18 protein-coding genes and 1 riboswitch are annotated in these 23,409 nt (G+C 58.6%); of the genes, 5 read left to right on the top strand and 13 right to left on the bottom strand.

Going from position 1 to position 23,409, the window contains the following annotated elements; genetic code table 11:
- Positions 1–87 precede the first annotated feature (87 nt).
- From polB to araB, 4 genes are all read right to left on the bottom strand, one after another.
- The gene (polB, locus tag KHQ24_RS10535; RefSeq protein WP_049115496.1) at positions 88–2,445 is read right to left on the bottom strand and encodes a DNA polymerase II; all 2,358 of its coding nucleotides are present in this window, start codon (positions 2,443–2,445) and stop codon (positions 88–90) included.
- Positions 2,446–2,621: 176 nt separating this feature from the next.
- A complete protein-coding gene (gene araD / locus KHQ24_RS10530; protein WP_049004281.1) occupies positions 2,622–3,317 on the bottom strand; it encodes an L-ribulose-5-phosphate 4-epimerase in 696 nt (231 codons plus the stop codon).
- A 136-nt stretch (positions 3,318–3,453) separates the two neighbouring features.
- Positions 3,454–4,956, bottom strand: coding sequence for an L-arabinose isomerase (araA, locus tag KHQ24_RS10525; RefSeq protein ID WP_057213368.1), 1,503 nt, complete (start codon positions 4,954–4,956; stop codon positions 3,454–3,456).
- A 10-nt stretch (positions 4,957–4,966) separates the two neighbouring features.
- Positions 4,967–6,676 (bottom strand): ribulokinase, encoded by a 1,710-nt coding sequence (gene araB, locus KHQ24_RS10520; RefSeq protein ID WP_211777260.1) that lies wholly within the window; start codon positions 6,674–6,676, stop codon positions 4,967–4,969.
- Positions 6,677–7,013: 337 nt separating this feature from the next.
- On the opposite strand from araB, the gene araC reads away from it, so the two are divergent.
- Positions 7,014–7,859, top strand: a complete 846-nt coding sequence (gene araC / locus KHQ24_RS10515; RefSeq protein WP_004204301.1) for an arabinose operon transcriptional regulator AraC — start codon at positions 7,014–7,016, stop codon at positions 7,857–7,859.
- Between the two features lie 128 nt (positions 7,860–7,987).
- Entirely contained in the window at positions 7,988–8,755 is a 768-nt protein-coding gene (locus KHQ24_RS10510; RefSeq protein WP_017901199.1) for a DedA family protein, read from the top strand.
- Here the strand turns inward: KHQ24_RS10510 and thiQ are convergent.
- From thiQ to sgrR, 4 genes are all read right to left on the bottom strand, one after another.
- The gene (gene thiQ, locus KHQ24_RS10505) at positions 8,742–9,443 is read right to left on the bottom strand and encodes a thiamine ABC transporter ATP-binding protein ThiQ (protein WP_004204303.1); all 702 of its coding nucleotides are present in this window, start codon (positions 9,441–9,443) and stop codon (positions 8,742–8,744) included. The two genes, KHQ24_RS10510 and thiQ, sit on opposite strands and share 14 nt — an antisense overlap.
- Positions 9,427–11,037, bottom strand: coding sequence for a thiamine/thiamine pyrophosphate ABC transporter permease ThiP (gene thiP, locus KHQ24_RS10500; protein ID WP_004204304.1), 1,611 nt, complete (start codon positions 11,035–11,037; stop codon positions 9,427–9,429). Before thiP ends, thiQ begins: the two co-directional genes overlap by 17 nt.
- The gene (gene thiB / locus KHQ24_RS10495; RefSeq protein ID WP_211777259.1) at positions 11,013–11,996 is read right to left on the bottom strand and encodes a thiamine ABC transporter substrate binding subunit; all 984 of its coding nucleotides are present in this window, start codon (positions 11,994–11,996) and stop codon (positions 11,013–11,015) included. The genes thiP and thiB overlap by 25 nt, the downstream gene beginning before the upstream one ends.
- A gap of 32 nt (positions 11,997–12,028) precedes the next feature.
- A riboswitch (TPP riboswitch) is annotated at positions 12,029–12,248 on the bottom strand.
- A gap of 37 nt (positions 12,249–12,285) precedes the next feature.
- Positions 12,286–13,941 carry an HTH-type transcriptional regulator SgrR gene (gene sgrR, locus KHQ24_RS10490; protein ID WP_065904202.1) on the bottom strand — a complete coding sequence of 552 codons (1,656 nt, stop codon included), beginning with the start codon at positions 13,939–13,941 and terminating at the stop codon, positions 12,286–12,288.
- 87 nt (positions 13,942–14,028) lie between these two features.
- Here sgrR and sgrT point away from each other — a divergent pair, with 87 nt between their 5' ends.
- Positions 14,029–14,181, top strand: a complete 153-nt coding sequence (sgrT, locus tag KHQ24_RS10485; protein WP_004204309.1) for a glucose uptake inhibitor SgrT — start codon at positions 14,029–14,031, stop codon at positions 14,179–14,181.
- A 286-nt stretch (positions 14,182–14,467) separates the two neighbouring features.
- Positions 14,468–15,652, top strand: a complete 1,185-nt coding sequence (locus KHQ24_RS10480) for a sugar efflux transporter (protein WP_004204311.1) — start codon at positions 14,468–14,470, stop codon at positions 15,650–15,652.
- A gap of 44 nt (positions 15,653–15,696) precedes the next feature.
- Here the strand turns inward: KHQ24_RS10480 and KHQ24_RS10475 are convergent, their stop codons facing one another.
- Positions 15,697–17,007 (bottom strand): MFS transporter, encoded by a 1,311-nt coding sequence (locus tag KHQ24_RS10475; RefSeq protein WP_004204313.1) that lies wholly within the window; start codon positions 17,005–17,007, stop codon positions 15,697–15,699.
- Positions 17,008–17,238: 231 nt separating this feature from the next.
- Between KHQ24_RS10475 and KHQ24_RS10470 the strand changes: the two genes are divergently transcribed.
- Positions 17,239–18,135 (top strand): LysR family transcriptional regulator, encoded by an 897-nt coding sequence (locus KHQ24_RS10470; protein ID WP_004204315.1) that lies wholly within the window; start codon positions 17,239–17,241, stop codon positions 18,133–18,135.
- Between the two features lie 37 nt (positions 18,136–18,172).
- Here the strand turns inward: KHQ24_RS10470 and aroD are convergent, their stop codons facing one another.
- Genes aroD through KHQ24_RS10450 form a run of 4 tightly spaced genes read right to left on the bottom strand, consistent with a single transcriptional unit; the run spans position 18,173 to position 23,092 of the window.
- Positions 18,173–18,928, bottom strand: coding sequence for a type I 3-dehydroquinate dehydratase (gene aroD, locus KHQ24_RS10465; protein WP_004204316.1), 756 nt, complete (start codon positions 18,926–18,928; stop codon positions 18,173–18,175).
- Between the two features lie 30 nt (positions 18,929–18,958).
- The gene (locus KHQ24_RS10460) at positions 18,959–20,173 is read right to left on the bottom strand and encodes an MFS transporter (protein ID WP_057213392.1); all 1,215 of its coding nucleotides are present in this window, start codon (positions 20,171–20,173) and stop codon (positions 18,959–18,961) included.
- Between the two features lie 10 nt (positions 20,174–20,183).
- Positions 20,184–21,047: a shikimate dehydrogenase gene (locus KHQ24_RS10455; protein WP_017901194.1), complete on the bottom strand. Its 864-nt coding sequence runs from the start codon at positions 21,045–21,047 to the stop codon at positions 20,184–20,186.
- An 11-nt stretch (positions 21,048–21,058) separates the two neighbouring features.
- Positions 21,059–23,092 (bottom strand): FAD-dependent oxidoreductase, encoded by a 2,034-nt coding sequence (locus tag KHQ24_RS10450; protein ID WP_048294153.1) that lies wholly within the window; start codon positions 23,090–23,092, stop codon positions 21,059–21,061.
- Positions 23,093–23,409 lie beyond the last annotated feature (317 nt).

The following is a 23,409-nucleotide window of genomic DNA, read 5'->3' as shown; positions in this document are numbered from 1 at the left end:
CTATATTACTGGATGGCAGAACGTTCGTCACGTCCTCCTCACGGTTCATTTTCAGGCTTCTGCGCCCGCGGAATGGGTGAGAAAAAATCAAAATAGCCCCAGCTGTCCTGTCACTATTGTAGCAAAGTCGTCGTTGACGAAGGGCAGGATCCCTTCCGCTACCGGCTGCAGCTGCTTTGACAAATAGTGGTCGTAATCGAGTGGCGACTGCTGATAATCCACCGGTTCCGGACCGCCGGTGGTCCAGACGTATTTGATGGTGCCGCGTTGCTGATACTGCTGCGCCCGACCCCGCTTCAGGTTGTGCTCATCGGCAAGCCTCGCGGCGCGCACGTGCGGCGGCACGTTGCGCTGATACTCCGCCAGCGGCCGACGCAGGCGTTTGCGATAAACCAGCTGCTCATCGAGCTCGCCGTTCATCAGCCTGGCGATAGTCTCCCGCACATAATCCTGATAGGGCTGGTTGCGGAAAATGCGCAGGTACAGCTCCTGCTGAAACTGCTGGGCCAGCGGCGTCCAGTCGGTGCGCACCGTTTCCAGACCCTTGAAAACCATGCGCTGGCCGTCGCCCTCCTGAATCATTCCGGCGTAACGCTTCTTGCTGCCGGTATCGGCTCCGCGGATCGTCGGCATCAAAAAGCGGCAGAAGTGGGTTTCGTATTCCAGCTCCAGGGCGCTGGTTAGCTGGAGTTTGCCAAGCTCCTGCGCCCACCAGGCGTTGACGTCGTTCACCAGCGTCCGGCCGATCTCCGCCGCCTGCGCTTCGCTGTGCGGGCGCTTAAGCCAGACGAAGGTGGAGTCGGTATCGCCGTAGATGACGTCATAACCATTGGCTTCAATTAACGCTTTAGTCTGACGCATGATCGCGTGGCCGCGCATGGTGATCGACGAGGCGAGACGTGGGTCGAAGAAGCGGCAGGCGCTGGTGCCCAGCACGCCGTAAAAAGCGTTCATGATGATCTTCAGCGCCTGGGAGAGCGGCTTATTGTGCTGGCGCTTGGCTTCATCGCGGCCGTGCCAGATCTGGCTGACAATCCCCGGCAGGCAGTGCTTGTCTCGCGAGAAGCGGGCGCCGAGGAAGCCCTCAATGCTGTGCTGGTCATCGGGCTGCGCCAGGCCCTCCACCAGGCCGACAGGATCGATTAAAAAGGTGCGAATGATCGACGGATACAGGCTCTTGTAGTCCAGCACCAGCACCGAGTCATACAGGCCGGGGCGGGAGTCCATCACATAGCCGCCGGGGCTCGCCTGGGGCGGCACGTCGCCGAGGTTCGGCGCCACGTAGCCCAGGCGGTGCATGCGCGGAAAATAGAGGTGACTGAAGGCGGCGACCGAGCCGCCGTGGCGATCGGCGGGCAGGCCGTTGACCGTCGCCCGCTCGAGCAGAAATGGCATGATCTCCGTTTTGTGGAAGATCCGCGTCACCAGCTCGCAGTCCTGTAGGTTATAGATGGCCAGCGCCGGTTTATCTTCATGGAAGCGGCGATCGATCTCGTCCATCCGATCCCATGGGTTGTCGATGGCTTTGCCTTCGCCCAGCAGCTCGCGGGCCACCGCCTCCAGCGAAAAGGAGGAGAAATTCCAGAACGCCGATTTCAGCGCGTCGATGCCGTCAATAATCAGCCGGCCGTGGGCCTGGGCGAAGAAGACACCGTTCTTAAAACCGTGCTCGCGCCACTCCAGCTCGCTGTTGCCGCGGCCGAGCCTTAGCGGGATGCGGTAGCGTTCGGCATGCTTTTGCAGGACGCGCAGATCGAACTGCACCACGTTCCAGCCGATCAGCACGTCGGGGTCGTGATCGGCAAACCAGGCGTTGAGTTTTTCCAGCAGCAGGGGGCGACTGGCGACGTAGACCAGATCGAAATCGACGTCTGGCGGCGTTTCCGGTTCGGGGCCCAGCATGTAGACCACCCGCTGACCGCAGCCTTGCAGGCCGATGCAGTACAGCTCGCCGTGGCGGCTGGTTTCGATATCCAGCGACACCCATTTCAGCGGCGGGCGATAGTCAGGATTAGGTTTCATGCGCGCGTTAACCAGCTGTGGGCCGCGCGTTTCGCCTTCCACCCACACCGGGGCGGTAATAAAGCGCTCCATCAGGTAGCGCTCCGGCGGACGGATATCGCCCTCATAGAGGGTGACGCCGCTGTCGCGGAGCATCTTCTCCAGACGCATCAGTTGACGATGGGCGCGGCAGTAGAGGCCGACAACCGGCTGGCGGTGGAAATCTTTCAGGGCCAGCGGGGCGAAGCGGAAGCCTTTCTCACCCTGCAACAGTCGCTCAGCCTGCGCCCGCTGCGCTTCGGGGATAAAGGCGACGGACTCCTGCGGCGGCAGCGTGACCTGCAGCGGGCCGTCGTCGGTGGCCAGCCAGAAGGAAAGCTCGGTGCCTTGCGGAGTGTCCCGCCAGTGACGGGTGAGTAGAAAACCTGCTCGTGGCTGGGTCACGGGTGCTCTCGATGATAAAAAACCAGGCCTGATTATAGCCTAGTTTCTCAATGAGTGCTGGGATTTTATACAGGTATTCGGCGCTGAGGTGGCCCCCGGATTTCGGCTTGCGCCTTATCCGGTCTGCCAGACGGTGCAGAGCCGTAGCCCTGCTAAACGCAGCGCGAGCAGGGTGATTATTGGCCGTAGTAGGCTTTGGCCCCATGCTTACGCAGATAGTGTTTATCCAGCAGCGTCTGCTGCATATCCGGCAGCTGCGGCGCCAGCTGGCGGCAGAAGATGCCCATATAGGCGATCTCTTCCAGCACGATGGCGTTATGCACCGCGTCTTCGGCGTTTTTACCCCACGCGAACGGGCCGTGGGAATGAACCAGCACGCCGGGCATCTGCGCCGGGTCGATCTCGCGCTGGCGGAAGGTTTCGACAATCACCTTGCCGGTTTCCCATTCGTATTCGCCGTTGATCTCCGCATCGGTCATCAGCCGGGTGCAGGGCACCGGACCATAGAAATAGTCGGCGTGGGTGGTGCCGGTCGCCGGAATAGCTTGACCGGCCTGCGCCCAGATGGTGGCGTGGCGCGAATGGGTATGCACAATGCCGCCCAGCGTCGGGAAGGCCTGATACAGCAGGCGATGGGTCGGGGTATCCGACGAGGGTTTCTTCTTACCCTCCACCACTTCGCCGCTCTCCAGACTGACCACCACCATATCGTCGGCGGTCATCACGCGGTAATCCACGCCGGAGGGTTTGATAACCAGAACGCCCTGGTCGCGGTCGACGGCGCTGACGTTGCCCCAGGTTAAGGTCACCAGATTATGCTGCGGCAGCGCTAAGTTGGCTTCCAGCACCTGGCTTTTAAGATCTTCTAACATAGTGTGCTCCGAATAGCAGGCGAGTCGGGTATCCCTCACCCCGACCCTCTCCTGGCGGGAGAGGGAGAAAGGCGGCATCGCGCCAGGTCGGTACCCTCTCCCCGGCGGGGAGAGGGGAGGGTGAGGGGGCGACCTCTTAGCGTTTTGAACCGTAATAGACTTCATTCCAGCGCAGCGCGTCTTTGAAGGCCGGCAGACGGGTGTCGTTGTCGATGACCGTCAGCTCGATATCATTCAGTTCGGCGAACTGGCGCATATCGTCGAGGTTCAGCGCATGGCTGAAGACGGTATGGTGCGCGCCGCCGGCGATGATCCAGGCTTCCGAAGCGGTACGCAGATCCGGCTGCGCTTTCCACAGGGCGTTGGCCACAGGCAGCTTCGGCAGGTCGTGCGGGGTCGGGACGGTTTCGATGGTATTGACCAGAAGACGGAAGCGGTCTCCCAGGTCGATCAGGCTGGCGACAATCGCCGGGCCGGTCTGAGTATTGAAGATCAGGCGCGCCGGATCCGCTTTGCCGCCGATGCCCAGCGGCTGGACGTCGAGGATCGGTTTCTCGGCGGTGGCGATCGTCGGGCACACTTCCAGCATGTGCGAGCCGAGCACCAGATCGTTGCCGTTGTCGAAGTGGTAGGTGTAATCCTCCATAAAGGAGGTGCCGCCCTGCAGACCAGTTGACATCACCTTCATGATGCGAAGCAGAGCGGCGGTTTTCCAGTCGCCCTCGCCGGCAAAGCCGTAGCCCTGCTGCATCAGGCGCTGTACGGCGAGCCCCGGGAGCTGTTTCAGGCCGTGGAGATCTTCAAAGGTGGTGGTAAAGGCGTGGAAACCGCCCTGTTCGAGGAAGCGTTTCATCCCCAGCTCAATGCGCGCGGCGTCCAGCACGTTTTGACGCTTGTCGCCGTGAACCTGCGCCGCCGGGGTCAGACGATAGCTGCTCTCGTATTCATCGACCAGGGCGCTGATATCGCCGTCGCTGACGCTGTTGACCACTTGCACCAGATCGCCGACCGCCCAGGTGTTCACTGAGAAGCCAAACTTGATCTGCGCCGCGACTTTATCGCCGTCGGTCACCGCCACTTCGCGCATGTTATCGCCGAAACGGCACACTTTCAGATGGCGAGTATCCTGTTTGGAGACCGCCTGGCGCATCCAGCCACCGATGCGCTGGTGGGCCTCTTTATCCTGCCAGTGGCCGGTCACCACGCTGTGCTGCTGGCGCATACGGGCGCCGATGAAGCCGAACTCGCGGCCGCCATGCGCGGTCTGGTTCAGGTTCATAAAGTCCATATCGATGCTGTCCCAGGGCAGCGCGGCATTGTACTGCGTATGGAACTGTAGCAGCGGCTTGTTGAGAATGGTCAGGCCGTTGATCCACATTTTTGCCGGCGAGAAGGTGTGCAGCCAGACCACTAACCCGGCGCATTTGTCATCGTAGTTAGCGTCGCGGCAGATGTGGGTGATCTCGTCCGGGGTGGTGCCCAGCGGCTTAAGGACCAGTTTGCACGGCAGTTTGGCTTCCGCATTCAGGCTGTTCACCACATGTTCGGCATGCTTCGTCACCTGGCGCAGGGCTTCCGGGCCGTACAGATGTTGGCTGCCAATAACGAACCATATTTCATAGTTATCAAAAATCGTCATTTTCGTATCCTTAATGGGTGAGCGCTGCCTGAGATTGCGGGGCTTTTTCCGCCTTTGCAGCCGAAGGGAGATAGTGTTGTTCGGCGCTGACCGACCACTGTTGGTAGCGCTGATAGAGTTGTTCGAAACGCTGTGCCTGCGCCGGGCGCGGCTGCAGGGTGGTTTCCACCCGGCTTGCCATCCGCTGCTGGGCGGCTGGAATATCCTCATAGACGCCGGCGGCGACGGCGGCGAAGATAGCCGCCCCCAGCGCGCAGCACTGATCGGAGGCGACAATCTGCAGCGGACGGTTCAGCACGTCGCAGCAGGCCTGCATGATGACCTGGTTTTTCCGCGCGATACCGCCAAGCGCCATGACGTTGTTAACCGGGATCCCCTGCTCGGTGAAGCACTCCATAATGGCGCGGGCGCCGAAGGCGGTGGCGGCGATCAGACCGCCGAACAGCGCCGGCGCGTCGGTGGCCAGGTTAAGGTCGGTGATCACCCCTTTCAGGCGCTGGTTGGCATTCGGCGTGCGACGGCCGTTGAACCAGTCAAGCACCACCGGCAGATGCTCCAGCGATGGATTGTTGGCCCAGGCTTCGGTGAGCGCCGGCAGTAACTGTTTTTGGCTGGCTTTGATTTGCTCCCGCAACGCTGGCTGCTGCTGGGCTAGCTGCTCCAGCGGCCAGCCGAGAATGCGACCAAACCAGGCGTAAATATCGCCGAAGGCGGACTGGCCTGCCTCCATACCGATAAAGTGCGGGACCACGCTGCCGTCGACCTGGCCGCAGATGCCTTTGACCGTGCGGTCGCCGACGCTCTCTTTATCGGCAATCAGAATGTCGCAGGTGGAGGTGCCGATGACTTTCACCAGCGCGTTAGGCTGCGCGCCGGCGCCCACGGCGCCCATATGGCAGTCGAAGGCGCCGCCGGAGATGGCCACGGTCTGCGACAGGCCCAGGCGCTGGGCCCACTCTGCGCTCAGCGTGCCGACCGGCACATCGGCCGTCCAGGTATCGGTGAACAGCGGCCAGGCCAGATGCTGGTTAATGATGGGATCAAGCTCATCGAAGAAGCTGGCCGGCGGCAGACCGCCCCAGCTCTCATGCCACAGGGATTTATGCCCGGCGCTGCAGCGGCCGCGGCGCAGATCCTGCGGACGGGTGGTGCCGGAGAGCAGGGCGGGCACCCAGTCGCAAAGCTCCACCCACGAGGCGGCTGCCTGGGCGACGGCGTTATCTTCCCGGGTGACGTGGAGGATTTTGGCCCAGAACCATTCGCTGGAGTAGATCCCGCCAATATAGCGCGAGTAATCTTCTTTGCCCGGCTGGTGGCACAGGCGGGTGATCGCCTCGGCTTCCTCGACCGCGGTGTGATCCTTCCACAGGACAAACATGGCGTTAGGGTTGTCAGCGAATTCTTCGCGCAGCGCCAGCACGTTGCCCTCGGCATCAACGGGAGCCGGGGTTGAGCCGGTGCTGTCGACGCCAATGCCCACGACGTCGGCGCGCTGTTCGGCGCTCAGGGAGGCAAGTACGCTTTTCAGCGCCGCTTCCATGGACTCGATGTAATCTCGCGGGTGGTGGCGGAACCGGTTGTTAGCGCCATCGCAATATTGCCCTTCCCGCCAGCGCGGATACCACTCCACGCTTGCCGCCAGTTCTGCGCCGGAGGCGCATTCCACCGCCAGGGCGCGGACTGAGTCACTACCAAAGTCGAGGCCAATCGCAATTGCCATCTTGTTACTCCATGCAGAAATCATTCATGCAGCAACAGTAGATATCCCCGGCAAAATCCGTCAGGCCGGATTCGCTAATCTTATGGATTATTTTGCTGTCACCTCGCAAAGTGTGACGCCGTGCAAATATTCGATGTGGACTTTCCTGCCGTATTTATAGACACTTTTGTTACCCGGCATATCACGGTGGAATGCACGCCGCTGGCGCTTTTTTCGCTTGCTGTGCGGCTTTTTAGCGAAATTCCCACTGCCGTCGCAGTCGTGACAGGGCCGAGAGCGATAAAATGATGAATATGGACAATTGGTGTCACTAATACCTTCGGGGAGAACCACGCGTATGGCCGAAACGCAAAACGATCCGCTGCTGCCGGGCTACTCTTTTAACGCTCATCTGGTCACCGGTCTGACGCCGATTGAGGCGCAGGGATACCTGGATTTTTTTATCGACCGCCCGCTGGGTATGAAAGGCTATATCCTCAACCTGACGATCCGCGGCGAGGGGGTGATCAACAACCACGGCGAGCAGTTTGTCTGCCGGCCGGGCGATATGCTGCTGTTCCCGCCGGGGGAGATCCATCACTACGGCCGCCATCCCGACGCCAGCGAGTGGTATCACCAGTGGGTCTACTTCCGCCCGCGCGCCTACTGGCACGAGTGGCTCAACTGGCCGACCATCTTCGCCCAGACCGGCTTTTTCCGTCCGGACGAGCAGTGGCAGGCGCGCTTTGGCGAGCTGTTCGGCCAGATAGTCGATGCCGGACAGGGGGCGGGGCGCTATTCCGAACTGCTGGCGATTAATCTGCTGGAACAGCTCCTGCTGCGGCGGATGGAGGCGATCAACGAATCGCTGCATCCGCCGCTGGATAACCGGGTGCGCGACGCCTGCCAGTACATCAGCGACCATTTGGCGGACAGCCATTTTGATATCGCCAGCGTCGCCCAGCACGTCTGCCTGTCGCCCTCGCGTCTGTCGCACCTGTTCCGCCAGCAGTTAGGGATCAGCGTGCTCGGCTGGCGTGAAGACCAGCGCATCAGCCAGGCCAAACTGTTGCTGAGCACCACGCGGATGCCGATCGCCACCGTCGGGCGCAACGTCGGCTTTGAAGATCAGCTCTATTTTTCCCGCGTGTTCAAAAAATGCACCGGCGCCAGCCCGAGCGAATTCCGCGCGGGATGTGAATAAAAAGTAAAGAAAGTGAAATGATGACCCGCTTAAATGTCACAGCCAGTAAACTATTAAGACAATTGTTGGCTTGACGACGGCGCGATGGCTTCGGAGAATCCGGGCTTCGTTTTTTAACCGGGTACATTATGCAAGCATTGCTCGAACACTTTATTACCCAATCCACGGTCTACTCGTTGTTAGCCGTGATGCTGGTGGCCTTTCTCGAGTCGCTGGCGCTGGTGGGGCTTATTTTACCCGGAACGGTGATGATGGCCGGCCTTGGCGCGCTGATTGGCGGCGGTGAGGTTAATTTCTGGCAGGCGTGGCTGGCGGGGATCGTGGGCTGTCTGCTGGGAGACTGGATCTCATTCTGGCTCGGCTGGCGCTTTAAAAAGCCGCTGCACCGCTGGTCGTTCATGAAGAAAAACCGCGCCCTGCTGGAAAAAACCGAGCATGCGCTGCACCAGCACAGCATGATCACCATCCTGATTGGCCGCTTTGTCGGGCCGACGCGTCCGCTGGTGCCGATGGTCGCCGGGATGCTCGACCTGCCGGTGGCCAAATTCGTGCTCCCGAATATTATCGGCTGCCTGCTCTGGCCGCCGCTCTATTTCCTGCCGGGGATTCTCGCCGGCGCGGCGATTGATATTCCGGCCGATGAAAACAGCGCCAGCTTTAAATGGCTGCTGCTGGGGGCGGCGCTGCTGGCCTGGCTGGCGGGGTGGCTGTGCTGGCGGCTGTGGCGGAGCGCGAAAACGTCTGGCGATCGGCTGTCCCGCTGGCTGCCGCGCGGGCGTCTGCTGTGGCTGGCGCCGTGTATGGTCGCGCTGGCGGCAACGGCGTTAACATTTGTCTTCCGCCATCCGCTGATGCCGGTCTATCTGGCGATCCTGCACAAGGTTATCGCGCGCTGATCCCCATCAGATGCGAGGCGCTGCTGCGGCCGCTTAACAGCTCGGCGGTAGCGCCATCCCAGACAATGCGCCCTTCGGCGACCACAATCGAGCGCGGCGCGATGCGCGCGGCATCTTCCACGCTGTGCGAAACCATCAGCAGGGTGAGCTGCTGCTGTTCACAGACATCCGCCACCAGCGCCAGCATCTCCTGACGCAGCGCCGGGTCGAGCGCCGAGAAGGGTTCATCCAGCAGCAGCACCGGCTGCTGGCGCACCAGACAGCGGGCCAGCGCCGCGCGCTGCCGTTGACCGCCGGAGAGCGCTCCCGGCAGGCGGTCAAGCAGGGCATCAATTCCCATCTGGACGGCAATCGCCGTGACTTTCTGCTGCTGTTCGCGGCTCAGTTTCAGGCCAGGGTGGATCCCGAGGCTGATATTCTGCCGAATGGTCAGATGGTTAAACAGGTTATTCTCCTGGAACAGCATCGAGACCGGACGCTGCGCCGGCGGCGTCGCGTGATGCGTCTCGCCGTTAATCTGCAGGCTGCCGCTGGCGGGCGGCAGAAAACCGGCGATCAGATTCAGCAGGGTGCTCTTTCCGGCGCCGCTGGGGCCGAGCACCGCGATGCGCTCGCCGCGCGCGACGTCGAGAGTAAAGCGCATCGGCAGATGCTGGTACAGCCATGTCACATCATTGAGTTTTAGCATCACGCCCCGGAAGTTTTTCAATCAGCGTAAATAATAAGAAACAGAGCAGCAGCAGAAGCAGAGCGGTGACGGCGCCGTCCTGGCTGCGGTAGGCGCCTATCTGCTGGTAGAGATAGAAAGGCAGGGTGCGGAACGCCTCGTTGCCGAACAGCGCCACCACGCCGAAGTCGCCAATCGACAGCACGCAGGCGAAGGCTAACGCCTGGGCTAGGGGGCGCCGGAGCGCGCGAAGTTCGATGACCCGCAGTCGCGTCAGGCCTTCGATCCCCAGCGACTGGCACAGCATATTGTAGCGGACGGCAATGTCGCGCATCGGGTTTTCCAGCACTTTAAGCGCGTAGGGGATCGCCATCAGAGCGTTGGTAAAGATGACGATGCCGTCGGCGGACTCCGGCAGGCCGATGCTGTTATTGAGCAGCAGAAAGAAGCCGGTAGCCAGCACGATGCCCGGCATGGCAAGGATCAGCATGCCGCTCAGCTCCATAGCCTGCCCGGCCAGCGGCCGCTGGCGGGCGCGCAGCTCTCGACTGCTCCATAGCAGCATCATTGTCAGGGTCACGCTCAACAGCCCGGCGGCGATGGCGATGCGCAGGGAAGTCGTTAATGCCTGCCAGAGGGCGGGCTGCGCCAGCACGTCCAGCATATTGCGGTTGACCCCGTCGACGATGACCGCCAGCAGCGGCGGCAGCAGCAGCAGCAGGGCGGCGCCGATCAGCAACCCATCGCTCAGCCGGCTATGCAGGCGATCGTCAGGGTCACGCCAGCCGCGGACATGGCTGACGCCGATAGCCACCGCTTTACTGAGGCGCTGGCTGAGCAGCACCAGCCCGAGGCAGCAGAGCATCTGAATCAACGCCAGCATTGCCGCTCGCGCCGGATCGTAGTCAAAGCTCAGCGCCTGGTAGATAGCCAGCTCAATCGTGGTGGCCTTCGGGCCGCCGCCCAGTGACAGCACGGTGGCGAAGCTGGCAAAGCAGAGCATAAAAATCAGCGCGGCGACGGCGGGAATGTGCCGGCGCATCCATGGCCATTCGACGAGGCGGAAGAAGGCATAGCCGCGCATGCCAAGCTGGGCGGCAATTTGCCGCTGCTCGCCGGGAATGTTCTCCAGCGCCTGCAGCAGCAGGCGGGTGGCCATCGGCATATTGAAAAAGACGTGCGCCAACAGGATGCCCTGCAGGCCGTAAGGTGAGAAATCCCACTGCCAGCCAAAAGTGTGAAACAGCGAGGCCAGCCAGCCCTGGCGGCCATAGACGCTGAGGATGCCGAACACCGCCACCAGCACCGGCAGGATCAGGGTCATCGCGCACAGACGCAGCAGCAACGTGCGGCCGGGGAAGCGACGCCGATAAAGCGCGCGGGCGAGAAAGATAGCCGGCCCCACCGAAAGCAGCGCTGACAGCGACGCCTGCCAGAAGGAGAAGCGCACCACATGCCAGAGGTAGCTATCGCTGAAGACCGTCCGCCAGCCCGCGCCGGGCGCGCTGAACCACAGCGCCAGAAACGCCGCCAGCGCGACGGCGCAGAGCAGCGTAGCGGCGAACAGGCCCGGCAGCAGCCCGCTCAGGTTTAGCGGCTGACGGCGCGTTGCCATGCGCTAATCCAGGTCTGACGCTCGCTGGCGACCTGCTGCGGGGTAAACGTCAGCGTGGTCTGCGGTTTTACCAGGCTTGCAAAACCGGCCGGCAGCGCGACCTGGGTCACCGGATACATCCAGTTGCCGGTGGGGATAGCGTTCTGGAAGCCGGGCGAGATCATGAATTTGAGGAATTTTTCCGCCAGTTCCGGCTGCTTGCTGGCGGCGGTGCGGGCGGCAACTTCGACCTGCAGATAGTGGCCTTCCGCGAAGTTCGCCGCCGCATAGTGGTCTTTCTTCTCTTCAATCATGTGGTAGGCCGGCGAGGTGGTGTAGCTCAAGACCAGGTCGCTTTCCCCTTTCAGGAACAGACCGTAGGCTTCGCTCCAGCCCTTGGTGACGGTAACGGTTTTCGCCGCCAGCTTCTGCCAGGCCTCGGGCGCTTTATCGCCATAGACTTTTTGCATCCACAGCAGCAGCCCCAGCCCCGGGGTGCTGGTGCGCGGATCTTCATAGATGACCCGCCATTTTTGCGGGCTCTCGACCAGCTCTTTCAGGCTCTTCGGCGGGTTGGCCAGTTTGTTTTTGTCATAGACGAAGGCGAAATAGCCGTAATCGTAGGGGACAAAGGTGTCGTTATCCCAGCCGCCCGGCACGCTGACCGCGCTGGCGGGTACGTTGCTTTTGGCAAACAGTTTACTCTGCGCCGCGGCTTCCAGCAGGTTGTTATCAAGGCCAAGCACGACGTCGGCCTTGCTGTTTTTGCCTTCCATGCGCAGGCGATTCAGTAGCGAAACGCCATCTTCCAGCGCGACGAACTTCAGCTCGCAGCCGCAGTCCGCTTCAAAGGCTTTTTTGACCGCCGGGCCGGGGCCCCAGTCGGCAGAGAAGGAGTCATAGGTATAGACGGTAAGAACAGGCTTAGCCAAAGCGGGCATGGCGACCAGCGCCAGCAGCGGGAGTAATTTTTTCAACACTTTGCACCTCAGAAAAAAGGGGGGGCAAAGGATTTTGAGTGAGCCTCAAATCCCTTCGCCGGCGTTATCCGGATCAGGTTCGACGGGTATTTTCTCAGCCCATACGCTTCATCCTTCAAGCCGCATCTGCGTTAGCTTCGCGCGTTCACCCCAGTCACATAGTTATCTATGCTCCAGTGGATTCACCCGCTTGCTGCCTTGATGCAACTTGAATGATATTGCGTATGTTTATTAGCACCCCGTTGAGAACGGCCTTAGTGTAATGATTTTGTCAGATGACGGAAAGCGCTTACGGCTCCGGCGGCGCAAACCATGCGGATTTAAAATCGAACCAGCCGAGGGTGTTCATCCGCACGCCGCGCATACTGCGCTGGCCCTGAATCATCAGCCAGTGATGGATCAGCGGCACGATATGCTGGCTGGCCAGCAGGCGCTGACTCCAGGTGGCCGGATTAAACTCTCCCGCGCGCCAGCGGCTGGCGTCTTCCTGCCAGTCGATGGGGATGCAGCGCTGAATCAGCGGGACTTCGTACAGATAGGCGAATAGCGAGAATTCGATTGGCAAGGTGAAGTTAACGCTGTTGAGCCAGATATCGCTGACTACCTCGCCGCGATGCCAGGCATCGTACTCCAGCTCCTGGATCTCCAGCTTCACCTGATGCGCGGCCAGCAGGTCGCGCATGATCCCGCCGATCACCCGATGTTCGACGTGATCGCGGTAATAGGTGAGGGTGACCGTCTCCAGCCCCGCCGGCTTGTCGCTGGCGTGATTGCTGGCGTGATGCCAGCGCGGCAGCAGGCCGTAGGCGGGAAACCAGTTGCCCTGGTAAAGTTCGCCCGCGTGGTAGAGCAGGTTCGCGGGCTGGAACAGATAGCTTAACCAGCGGCGCACCGCCTCGTTGGCGCCCAGCGGGCTTCGCGAGTCAAACAGCAGGTAGTAGCACCCCTCTTCCAGACGACTCTCCACCGCCTTTTCGCTTTCGGTATTGCCCTGCAGCGTCAGGCCGCCGTTGGGCTCTTCGCTAATTTCCGGTAGCACCCAGACGTTCACCTCATCGATCAGCGCCCGGTAGCCAAAATAGTCCTCAAAGGCGTGGATCTTGAGCTGGTTCTGATTGTTACGCACCACGGCATACGGGCCGGTGCCGACCGGCATCGAAGAAAAGTGGTTCATGGTCTGCCACTCCTGCGGCAGCACCATCGCTGGCACCTGGCCCAGCAGCCAGGGCAGCCAGCGGTCGGGCTGGCGCAGATGAATATCCAGGGTCCAGGCGGTGGGCGACTCGATGCGTTCGATATGCGAATAGAGCGGCAGGGCATTGCTGCGCTGCAGAGAAGCGATCACATCGCTCATCTCCAGCTCACGGCCATGGTGAAAATGGATGCCTGGCCGGAGGAAAAAGCGCCAGTGGGTGGGCGTCAACTGCTGCCAGTGGTGGGCAATATCAGCTTCCAGTTCCCCATTTTCCTCATTTACCCGCGTCAGCGCGCTGAATATTTGCCGGGCGATATGGGTTTCCGAACGTCGCAGCGCGCTGCCGGGCAGTAAATTCTTCATCGGCCGGTAGTAGAGCACGCGCAGGATGTGCCGCCCCTGGCGGAAGCTGCGCCCGAGATGCGAGACCAGCATCTGACGGACGGCGGCTTTATCGCCGACCAGCTGCACCAGCTGATCGATGCGATCCTGTTCAAGCAGATCTTCGGCACGCTGCTGCTGCAGGGCGAGGCCGGTATAGAGAAAGGTCAGCCGCGAGCGTTTTCCGCGGCCAGCCTCCGCCTTCCAGGTCAGCCAGCCGCGGGACTCCATCATATTGAGCAAGGTGCGCATGTGGCGGCGCGAGCAGCTTAGCATTTCCGCCAGCTCGTTGAGGGTGGTCTCCTGCGACTTGCCGTCGCAGCACTGCCATAGACGGATGAACTGTTGTTGCAGACGGCCGGAAGACATAAAAGGGGAACTCCTGCGCAAAACTCAGCAATTTATTACTCCCCATATTAAGCCAATAATGAATCCCGATGAAGCGAGGAGGTGAATATGATGAGGTCTACCGCAAAATCGTTCTACCAGCGCTACTTTTCTGCGACGCAGGAAGCGTCCTGGCTGGCCCGCCTGATGGCAGGACGACAGCAGGAAATCCTGGGCGAACTGATGCAGTGGGGAGTGACGTCAAAGACCTCTGATCATTGACTTGCAGACATCATGTGTGACTGAGTATTGGTGTTATACTCGTCGTTTTTCAAGCTGCAGGTGCGCGCGCTTGCCCGGGTCTATCGCTGTCGATGCTCCCAGAGCCTATGTTCTGGCCGCGTGAATCGCCCCTACGGGACTCACCCTTTCGGTGCCAGCGTAAGCGCTGCGCAAAACGGTTAACCGTTTGTCCTGCAACGTGAAATCCACAGAGTATAGAATCACCCGCCAGCAGAAAGCCTCTGCTGGCTTTTTTCGTTTACTTCGCGTGTGTTAAGGACATTTCATGCTGTGGTTGATGACGATGGGACGACGGCTAAACGGCGTCTATGCCGCCTTTATGCTGGTTGCTTTTATGATGGGCGTGGCGGGCGCATTGCAGGCGCCGACGTTGAGTTTGTTTCTCAGCCGCGAAGTGGGGGCGCAGCCGTTCTGGGTGGGCCTGTTCTACACCGTGAATGCGATAGCCGGGATCCTGGTGAGCCTGGCGCTGGCCAAGCGCTCCGATAGCCGCGGCGACCGGCGGCGGTTAATTATGTTCTGCTGTCTGATGGCGGTAGGCAATGCGCTGCTGTTTGCCTTCAACCGCCACTATCTGACGCTGATCACCTGTGGGGTGATGCTGGCATCCATCGCTAACGCCGCCATGCCTCAGCTCTTTGCCCTGGCGCGGGAATATGCCGACAGCTCGGCGCGGGAAGTGGTGATGTTCAGCTCGGTCATGCGTGCCCAGCTGTCTCTGGCGTGGGTGATTGGCCCGCCGCTGGCCTTTATGCTGGCGCTCAACTATGGCTTTACCACCATGTTCTCTATTGCGGCGGGCATCTTTGCGATCAGCCTGGCGCTGATTGCGGTCAAACTGCCCTCGGTTCCGCGCGTGGAACAGCCCTCGGAAGAGGCGGAGGCGCTGGCGCAGGCCGGCGGCTGGCAGGACAAGAATGTGCGGATGCTGTTTATCGCCTCCACCCTGATGTGGACCTGCAACACCATGTATATCATTGATATGCCGCTGTGGATCAGCAGCGATCTCGGGCTTCCCGACAGTCTGGCCGGGATCCTGATGGGCACCGCCGCCGGCCTGGAGATTCCGGCGATGATCCTCGCCGGCTACTACGTGAAGCGCTTTGGTAAACGTAAAATGATGGTAGCGGCGGTGGCGGCCGGTGTGCTGTTTTATCTGGGGCTGATCCTGTTTCATGCCCGAACGGCGCTGCTGGCCCTGCAGCTGTTCAACGCCATTTTTATCGGCATAATCGCCGGGATCGGCATGCTGTGGTTCCAGGATTTAATGCCGGGACGCGCGGGGGCGGCGACCACCCTGTTTACCAACAGTATTTCCACTGGCGTGATCCTCGCCGGCGTGATGCAGGGGGCGCTGTCGCAGAGCTATGGCCACGCCAGCGTCTACTGGACGATCGCCGCGATTTCGCTGGTGACGCTGTTTTTAACCAGCAAGGTGAAAGATATCTGACCGTCCTCTTCGCCCCGGCGTGCAATTCGCCGGGGCCGCCGTCTTTACTTCAGTTCGATTCGCTTGATGTCGCCGATGATAAAAATGTAGGCAATCACGCCGATCAGCGCCGTCAGGCCGACGTAGATCAGTGCGTAAAAGAAGTTACCCGTTGCGGAGATAATCACGCCAATTATCAGTGGGGCTATAATCGACGCCATATTAGCGCAGAAATTAAATATCCCGCCGGTCAGGCCTGCCATATTTTCCGGGGCAATATCAGAAATTAACGTCCAGCCCAGACCAACCATTCCCTGACCAAAAAATGCCACTGACATAATAATAATAACGGTGCTGTTGGCGCTCACCCAGTTCGCCGCAATAATACAGCTGGAGAGTAATAATCCGGAAATTATTGGTAACTTCCGACTGATATTGACGGAGCCGGTTCGCTTCAGCAGTCGGTCCGAGATCCAGCCGCCGAAGAGGATGCCGATGGCGGCGGCGAGAAACGGCCAGGTGGCGAAGAAGCCAACGTGCAGCCAGGGAAGATGGCGCTCGTTGGCCAGATAGCTGGGAAACCACGTCAGGAAAAACACCAGCGTGGTGTTGCCCGCAAACTGACCCAGACTGGCGCCGAGGATCTGGCGACAGCCCAGCAGGCGCCTGGCGTCACGCCAGTTAAATGGAACGTTCTGGATTTTATTGTTAATACCGTTTGCGCCGATATAATCCAGCTCCGCTTGATTAGCCGTGCGCGATTCATGGGGTTCGTGATAAAAACGCCACCACACCAAAGTAAATAAAATACCTAATCCTCCGGTGAGGAAAAAAAGCGTTCTCCAGCCGTGATGTTCGAGGATTAAAAATAACAGCGGTGAGAAGGCCGCCAGTCCTATATATTCACCAACCGTATATGTTGCCGTCGCCCGTGCGCGCTCATGCTGCGGGAACCAGGTGCTGACGATGCGGCTGTTGGCCGGGAAGCAGGGCGCTTCACTGACGCCAAGTCCCAGGCGCAGAAGCAGCAGAGATTTAAGCCCGAGGGTGAAACTTTGCAGCAGGGTAAACAGCGACCAGAAGAAAATTGACAGGGCATAGGTCAGTTTGTTGCCGAAGCGGTCTAAAAACATGCCGCCGGGGATCTGCGCCAGGGCATAGGTCCAGGCAAAGGCGGAGAAAATGATGCCCATCATCGCCGGATCGATATGAATTTCCTGGGTTAACTGTGGGGCAACGATACCGAGGATGGTGCGGTCGAGATAATTGATCATCGTTCCGACGGACAACAGCAGTAAAATAACTATCCGAACGCGGCTTCTTTTTTTCGTCCCTGATGAGGAAGTGAGGACTTCCTGAGAGTTTGACATACTCATAGCGAGATCCTTTAAAGTTTAAAATATTTTTGCATATATTTGTATATGCAAAAATATCTCCGGGAACTATAGGTAGTATCTATGAATGGCAACGCTTTGTGGCACATTCATACGCTTCAGAAAATAATATTTGATACACCGCCGATATTTACCCGCTCATGCGCATTATTGGTGGCTTGCATGGTATATTAGCATCAGTGGATTTATTCTTATATTATACGGGCAAAAATAATGAACCTAAAGCAACTTTATTATTTTAAACGTCTGTCTGAAACTGAACATTATACCGAAGCGGCCTCCAGTCTGTGCATCACCCAGCCTTCGCTAAGCCATGCGATATCAGAGCTGGAGAAGGAGTTAGGGGTCGCACTGTTCGCCAGACAGGGACGGAACGTTAAAATTACGCAAAACGGCAAGCGTTTTCTGCCGTATGTCGAAGATGCCCTGGCCTCACTGGAAAATGGCCGCACAGTTTTGCAAAAAAACGGCGCTGAAAATAAAGAAAACATTCGTATCGCCTTTATTTACACGATGGGCGAATATGTTGTTCCGCAGTTAATTAATAAATATTCTCTTTCACCTGAGTTTCACAATGTGACTTTTTCTTTTACTCAAGGGACCTCGCTGACGCTGTTGCAGGAGCTGAAAGCGGGAAAAGTCGATCTGGCGATCTGCTCTTATATTGCCGATGAGCCCGATATCGATTTTATTCCGGTTATTCAGCAGGAGCTGGTGGTGGTGACCGCCAGGGATCATCCGCTGGCCCGTCTGTATGAACATGAAGTCGACCTCGTGGAGACGATTCATTATCCCTATATCTATTTTTCAGAAAATAGCGGCTTACGTCCGTTTATCGATAATGTATTTATGCAGCAAAAGCTGGTGCCGGAGATTGCCTGCTACGTGGAAGAGGATACCGCGATGGCCGGGCTGGTCAGCATTGACTACGGGATCGCGATCATGCCGCGGATCTCGGCGCTCTCCCATTACAACGTCCATATCCTGAAGATTAAAAACACCCTCCCTCCGCGCTATATCTATCTGGCGACCATGAAAGACCGGGGACTTTCCCCGGCGCTGCAGTCGTTTAAAAATGTGGTCATCCACGACAGCCAGAAGATCTGTTAGCGAATAGCCCGGAGTGGTCCTCCGGGCTAAGGGGTTATCAGGAGAGAATATCCATCACTTCACGCAGCTTATTGATGGCGATCTGTCCCGGCGCGGAAGCTTGACCCACGGTACCGAAGGTCATGGCTGAGCCAAAAAGACGCCCGGTCACCCGGCTGACGCCGCCTGATTTTCCCATCGACATGGTGATCAGCGGGCGGGTGGCATACTTCTCTTTCATGGTCAGCGTGGCGGCGAGCAGGGTCAGAACGTCCTGCGGCGATTGCGGCATCACCGCGATCTTCGGCAGATCGGCACCCAGATCCTGCATGCGGCGCAGGCGATAGATGATATCTTCCTGGGCGGGGGTTTTATGAAAATCATGGTTACTCATGATCACTTTGACGCCCGCGGCATGCGCATCGTCAACCAGCGCGCGGATCTGCGCTTCATCATTGAACAGCTCGACATCGATGACATCAACCAGTCCACTGCGCGCCGCTTCGCGGTTGAGCGCGAAGTAGGCATCGTCGCTGAGCTCGGTCTCGCCGCCTTCTTTCTTGCTGCGGAAGGTGAACAGCAACGGCAGGGCTTTCAGCGCACCACGGATTTCCGCCAGCGCGGCCATCACCTGGGCCATCTCTCTGACCTGCGTAAAGTGGTCAACGCGCCATTCGATGATATCGGCGCCGGCGTCGACCAGGCCGTGGGCGTTACCCAGTATTTCATCCAGCGTTTTGCCGATCAGCGGTACACAAATTAAGGTTTCCCCTTCCTGGAAGGTGATGTTCTTTACGGTAACTGCATTTGTCATGTAGGCATCCATTATTATTCGCGTTGAACCTCAGGCGGTGACTGCGGTGGGTGATACTTTTTGCGCCGCCCGAGCCTGCAGTTGACGATAGCCGATGTACAGGGCGATCACAAAGCCGATCACGGCGATCGCAAAATCAAACCACATAATGCTGGCAATACTGATCTGCGAAAGTTTGGCGGTGATCAGCGGGATCGTGAAGCTGGCGATACTGCCGGCGGTGTAGAAGATCCCGGTTGCCTTGCCTTTCCCGTTCGGGAAGCTCATCGCCATGATCGTCGCTCCCAGCTGTAGCACTCCGCCCGCGGCGGCAAAGCCGATGACAAAGGCGAAGCCGGTAACCATCATCGGCGTCGGGAACAGGCACACCAGCAGCAGCGAGACCATCGACAGGCCAGTATAGATGATCATGGCGACGGCAGAGCTGAACACCTCTTTGACGAAGGCAGCAGTCACGAAGACGCAGACCAACGACCCAACGGTATAGATGCTGAGCAGCTTAATCGCCGAGGCATAGGGCAGCCCGACCACGAACTGGCCGTACTGCGCCAGCCACTGGCTGACCAGATAGAACGTCGCCATGCCGATATAGCCGTACAGCGTGAAGATCATCATATCCAGTTTGTTGGCCTGCGGACGGGCGAACGTTTCCGCCTGTGGCTCAGGAGATTCCTCTTTTTTCGCTGCCTGGCTGTCAGGGAATGGCATTTTAAGCAGGTAAATCCCGCTCAGTACAAAGAGCGCCGCCGCAATCACGAACGACCAGCCGAACCATAGATTCGCCCAGATCAGGAAGCTGATAATGAACGGCAGCAGGAACTGCCCGGCGGAAACGAAGGCTTTGATCAGCACGTTGGCCCGGCTGGCGGAGTGCGGGAAAGATTCCATCAGCGCCGGATAGGTGCCGGAGTCGAGGAAGCTGTTCGCCAGGCCCGCCATAATGCCGAAGACATAGGCCAGATAGATATTTTTGGTCAGCAGAATGCCGATAAAAAAGATCAGATAGCTGAGGATCCCCAGATAGATAAAGGGCTTACGACCAAAGCGATCCGACAGAAAGCCGGTCACGATGGTCGCTAACTTACCAATACCTAACGAGGAGATAACGATCGATACGCCGGCTTTATCTGTTCCCCACTGTTCCTGAAGATGGGCCATGTTGAGGGTGATTAACAGCACCCCCATGCCGTGGATCAGGTAGTTGAGGTACAGCCCTGCCGCGGTAGGGACGTATTTATTTTTCATCGCTTGCCCCTTAGAACAGGATGCTTTTGATGTAATCAACCGGCATCTGTTTACCCGTCCAGATTTCGAACGCGCGCGCGCCTTGCCACAGCATCATCCCGAGGCCGTTTAGCGTGCGGCAGCCTTTTTTCTCAGCCACTTCCAGCAGGTGGGTTTTGCGCGGGTTGTATACGACGTCGGAGACGATCAGATCCGGACGCAGGAAGCTGTCGTCCGGCAGCAGCATCTGGCCTTCGAACGGCTTCATGCCGACCCCGGTGGCATTGGTCAGGATCACGCTGCTATCGATTTCGGCACGCAGTTTGTCATGATCGTCAAGATCGAACAGATGGATCTCACAGCGCGTGTTGTTGCGGATCTTGGCGACCGTTTCTTCGGCGTTGGCGAAGAATTTATCGCGACGGTTGAAGATGGAGATCGCCTTCACGCCATCCAGTGCCGCCTGGACGCAGAGTGCGGTCGCCGCACCGCCGGCACCGAGCACGGTCATCTTCTTGCCAATGATATCGATACCCGCTTCGCTAAGGGCGCGCATATAGCCGGTGCCGTCGGTGATATGCCCGGTCAGGACGCCGTCGTCATTGACCACGGTATTCACCGCCCCGACCAGCTGCGCCGCCGGCGACAGCTTATCGAGATACTGGCAAATCTCGGTTTTGTTCGGCATAGAGACGTTAAAGCCGCGCAGCTTCAAAGCCCGGAAGCCCTGGACAACGTCTTTCAGCTCCTGATTACCGACTTCAAAAGCCAGGTAGACGTAGTCCAGCCCGAGATGGGCGAAAGCCTCGTTGTGCATGGTGGGCGACATGCTGTGGCGAATCGGGGTGGCGATCAGACCAATCAGCTCAGTGTGTCCAGTAATACGTTCTGCCATGACAAAAATCCTCAATAAGTTAGAAAGGGAATTCGTTGTGCTTCGCGGCTGCCCAGCGCACCCATGTCTTCGAGGGTGTCCAGCACGTTGCGGCCTTCGCGGATGCCGTCGATAATGCGTCGCGCCATCACGCTGTCGCCGATATTCATGATTTTGACGTTATTGGCATTGGCCCAGCGTTCGATCTCGTCGAGACCCGTCCGGTTGGCGCGCATCCCCAGACAGACAAAGCCATAGTCGAAGGGGATATCGAAGGTGTGCTGTGTATTTTTCACCTGGAAATGGTCGGCAGCCACCGCCATCAGTTGCGTATTCATGTGCTGTTCGACCTGGTGCTCGTCGAGCATGGTCAACATGGCATTCTTGGTAATGATGTCGAGATCGCGACCGGCGGCGTCCTGCATTTCGATTAAGACCGCCTGCGCGCCGCGAGCGGTAAAGTATTCGATGACGTCGAGGCCAACGGCGCCCGCGCCGACAACGGCGATGCGTTTGCCCTCGACATGGGTAAATTTCGCCAGATTGTCGATCATGCCGGTAATGGAGAAGACTTTGCCTTCCGCGGCGTCAATATTCTCCCGCAGTCCAGCAATGGGCGGCAGCAGGGGGGTTGAGCCGGTGGCATTGACGATCAGATGTGGACGCAGGGCGGAAACCGAGGCCACGTCTGCCCGTTTGCCGACCTGCAGCATCAGGTTGTCCAGCGCGGCGATGCGGTTTTTCATAAACTGCGGGAAATCCGCGATGCGTTTTTTCTCCGGCAGACGGGCGATATCGCTGGCGAGACCGCCGACGTGATTTTTCGCCTCCAGCAGCCAGGTGTGGCAACCGACTTCCGCCGCGGTGCAGGCGGCCTCCATCCCGGCAGTGCCGGCGCCGATGACGACCACGTTCGTTTCGCGATTAACGCGCCGCGTTTTGTAGGCATCGCCGTGAATGATGTCCGGGTTAATTGAACAGCGCAGCGGACGCGAGCGGGCGATGCGATGGTCGGCGCAGCCGATGTTGCAGGAGATGCATTTGCGCATCAGGCGCTCTTTACCGCTTTGCACCTTCTGCACCCACTCCGGCTCGGCAATCAGACCGCGACCAATGGCAATGAGATCGGCATCGCCGCTGGCGAGGATATCCTCGGCCACCTGCGGGGTACGGATATTGCCAGCGATGACCGTGGGCTTATGGAATTTATCGCGCACCGCGCGGGAGAGGTAACGCTTCCAGCCATCCTCCAGCGACATCTGGTCGATTTGCAGATTCAGGTTGTCGTTCTGCGCCGCCGAGACGTTGATGATATCGACCTTCTCCTGACAGAGCTCAAGGATGCGCAAGGAATCTTCGAGAGTATTGCCGCCTTTGAGGAAGTCGTCGGCGCTGATGCGCAGGCTGACCGGAAAACGTGGCCCGACGCAGGCGCGAACTTTATCGACAATCAGACCTAATATTCGAGTGCGGTTTTCGACGCTGCCGCCAAATTCATCGGTGCGTTTGTTAAATAACGGCGATAAAAACTGGCTAATTAAATAGGAGTGGCCGGCATGAATTTCGACGCAGTCAAAACCCGCGCGACGAACGCGCTCTGCGGCGTCCCCGAATTTTTCCACCGCGTGATAAATTTCCTCATGGGTCATTGGCCGCGGAATATTACCGTGCTTTTTCGAGGGCGTCGTCGAGGAGGAGAGCGGTGTCTGACCCTCGAGGCGGTAGGCATAAGCGGAAGCGCCAGCGTGATTTAACTGAATGGATACGCAGGCGCCGTGTTTATGCAGGGTCTCGGTTAATTTAAACAGCCGTGGAATATATTGATCGTTATCGATGCGCAGCTGGGTGGTGCCGTTGGAAGCGAAAGGGAAATCAATACAGATATTTTCGATGGTGATAAGACCGGTGCCGCCTTTGGCCCGCAGTTCGTAGTATTCCAGCTGTTCCTGCGAGACCTCGCCATTGAGCGTAGCCATATTGGTGCCCATCGGGGGCATAATAATGCGGTTTTTTAGCGTCATGCCGTTGATGGTCAACGGACTGAAAAGGTGCGGATAGTGGCTCATCTCTTCTCTCCACAGGAGGCCGGGAGGCCGCTATGCGGGGGCCCGGGCGTGTCCTTAGTTAATATTTCTCTGTGGGAAAAGATAGCGAGGGGAAAAATTGAAAAATAATGCTTTTTTTTGCTGTGAGCTATAGGGGTTCTCTATGAGATTAACGCTTCTTTCACATTGTTATATTTTTATATTAAACACTCATACCTTATTTTTACTTGCAGTGAAGGGTTAATACATAAACCGCGCAGGTCAGGGGGAAGAAAGCGAAATCATTCGTCTTTATCGCGTGGGGCAGGCCAACGTCATGGGCTGACGTTCGAAGAATT

This window comes from Klebsiella sp. 54, from assembly GCF_018223875.1.
GTDB classification, from domain to species: Bacteria; Pseudomonadota; Gammaproteobacteria; order Enterobacterales; family Enterobacteriaceae; genus Klebsiella; species Klebsiella quasipneumoniae.
The sequence above is the reverse complement of the archived record's forward strand: the minus strand, read 5'-3'. Positions and strand labels throughout refer to the sequence as shown.

What these genes read in the sequence shown, in the direction of transcription:
- KHQ24_RS10480 (WP_004204311.1), top strand. Translation starts at nt 14,468, where the DNA reads ATGCTGTGGTTGATGACGATGGGACGACGGCTAAACGGCGTCTATGCC.
- araD (WP_049004281.1), bottom strand. Translation starts at nt 3,317, where the DNA reads ATGTTAGAAGATCTTAAAAGCCAGGTGCTGGAAGCCAACTTAGCGCTG.
- KHQ24_RS10475 (WP_004204313.1), bottom strand. Translation starts at nt 17,007, where the DNA reads ATGAGTATGTCAAACTCTCAGGAAGTCCTCACTTCCTCATCAGGGACG.
- araA (WP_057213368.1), bottom strand. Translation starts at nt 4,956, where the DNA reads ATGACGATTTTTGATAACTATGAAATATGGTTCGTTATTGGCAGCCAA.
- araB (WP_211777260.1), bottom strand. Translation starts at nt 6,676, where the DNA reads ATGGCAATTGCGATTGGCCTCGACTTTGGTAGTGACTCAGTCCGCGCC.
- aroD (WP_004204316.1), bottom strand. Translation starts at nt 18,928, where the DNA reads ATGACAAATGCAGTTACCGTAAAGAACATCACCTTCCAGGAAGGGGAA.
- thiQ (WP_004204303.1), bottom strand. Translation starts at nt 9,443, where the DNA reads ATGCTAAAACTCAATGATGTGACATGGCTGTACCAGCATCTGCCGATG.
- KHQ24_RS10460 (WP_057213392.1), bottom strand. Translation starts at nt 20,173, where the DNA reads ATGAAAAATAAATACGTCCCTACCGCGGCAGGGCTGTACCTCAACTAC.
- KHQ24_RS10470 (WP_004204315.1), top strand. Translation starts at nt 17,239, where the DNA reads ATGAACCTAAAGCAACTTTATTATTTTAAACGTCTGTCTGAAACTGAA.
- KHQ24_RS10455 (WP_017901194.1), bottom strand. Translation starts at nt 21,047, where the DNA reads ATGGCAGAACGTATTACTGGACACACTGAGCTGATTGGTCTGATCGCC.
- KHQ24_RS10450 (WP_048294153.1), bottom strand. Translation starts at nt 23,092, where the DNA reads ATGAGCCACTATCCGCACCTTTTCAGTCCGTTGACCATCAACGGCATG.
- KHQ24_RS10510 (WP_017901199.1), top strand. Translation starts at nt 7,988, where the DNA reads ATGCAAGCATTGCTCGAACACTTTATTACCCAATCCACGGTCTACTCG.
- thiP (WP_004204304.1), bottom strand. Translation starts at nt 11,037, where the DNA reads ATGGCAACGCGCCGTCAGCCGCTAAACCTGAGCGGGCTGCTGCCGGGC.
- araC (WP_004204301.1), top strand. Translation starts at nt 7,014, where the DNA reads ATGGCCGAAACGCAAAACGATCCGCTGCTGCCGGGCTACTCTTTTAAC.
- sgrR (WP_065904202.1), bottom strand. Translation starts at nt 13,941, where the DNA reads ATGTCTTCCGGCCGTCTGCAACAACAGTTCATCCGTCTATGGCAGTGC.
- sgrT (WP_004204309.1), top strand. Translation starts at nt 14,029, where the DNA reads ATGATGAGGTCTACCGCAAAATCGTTCTACCAGCGCTACTTTTCTGCG.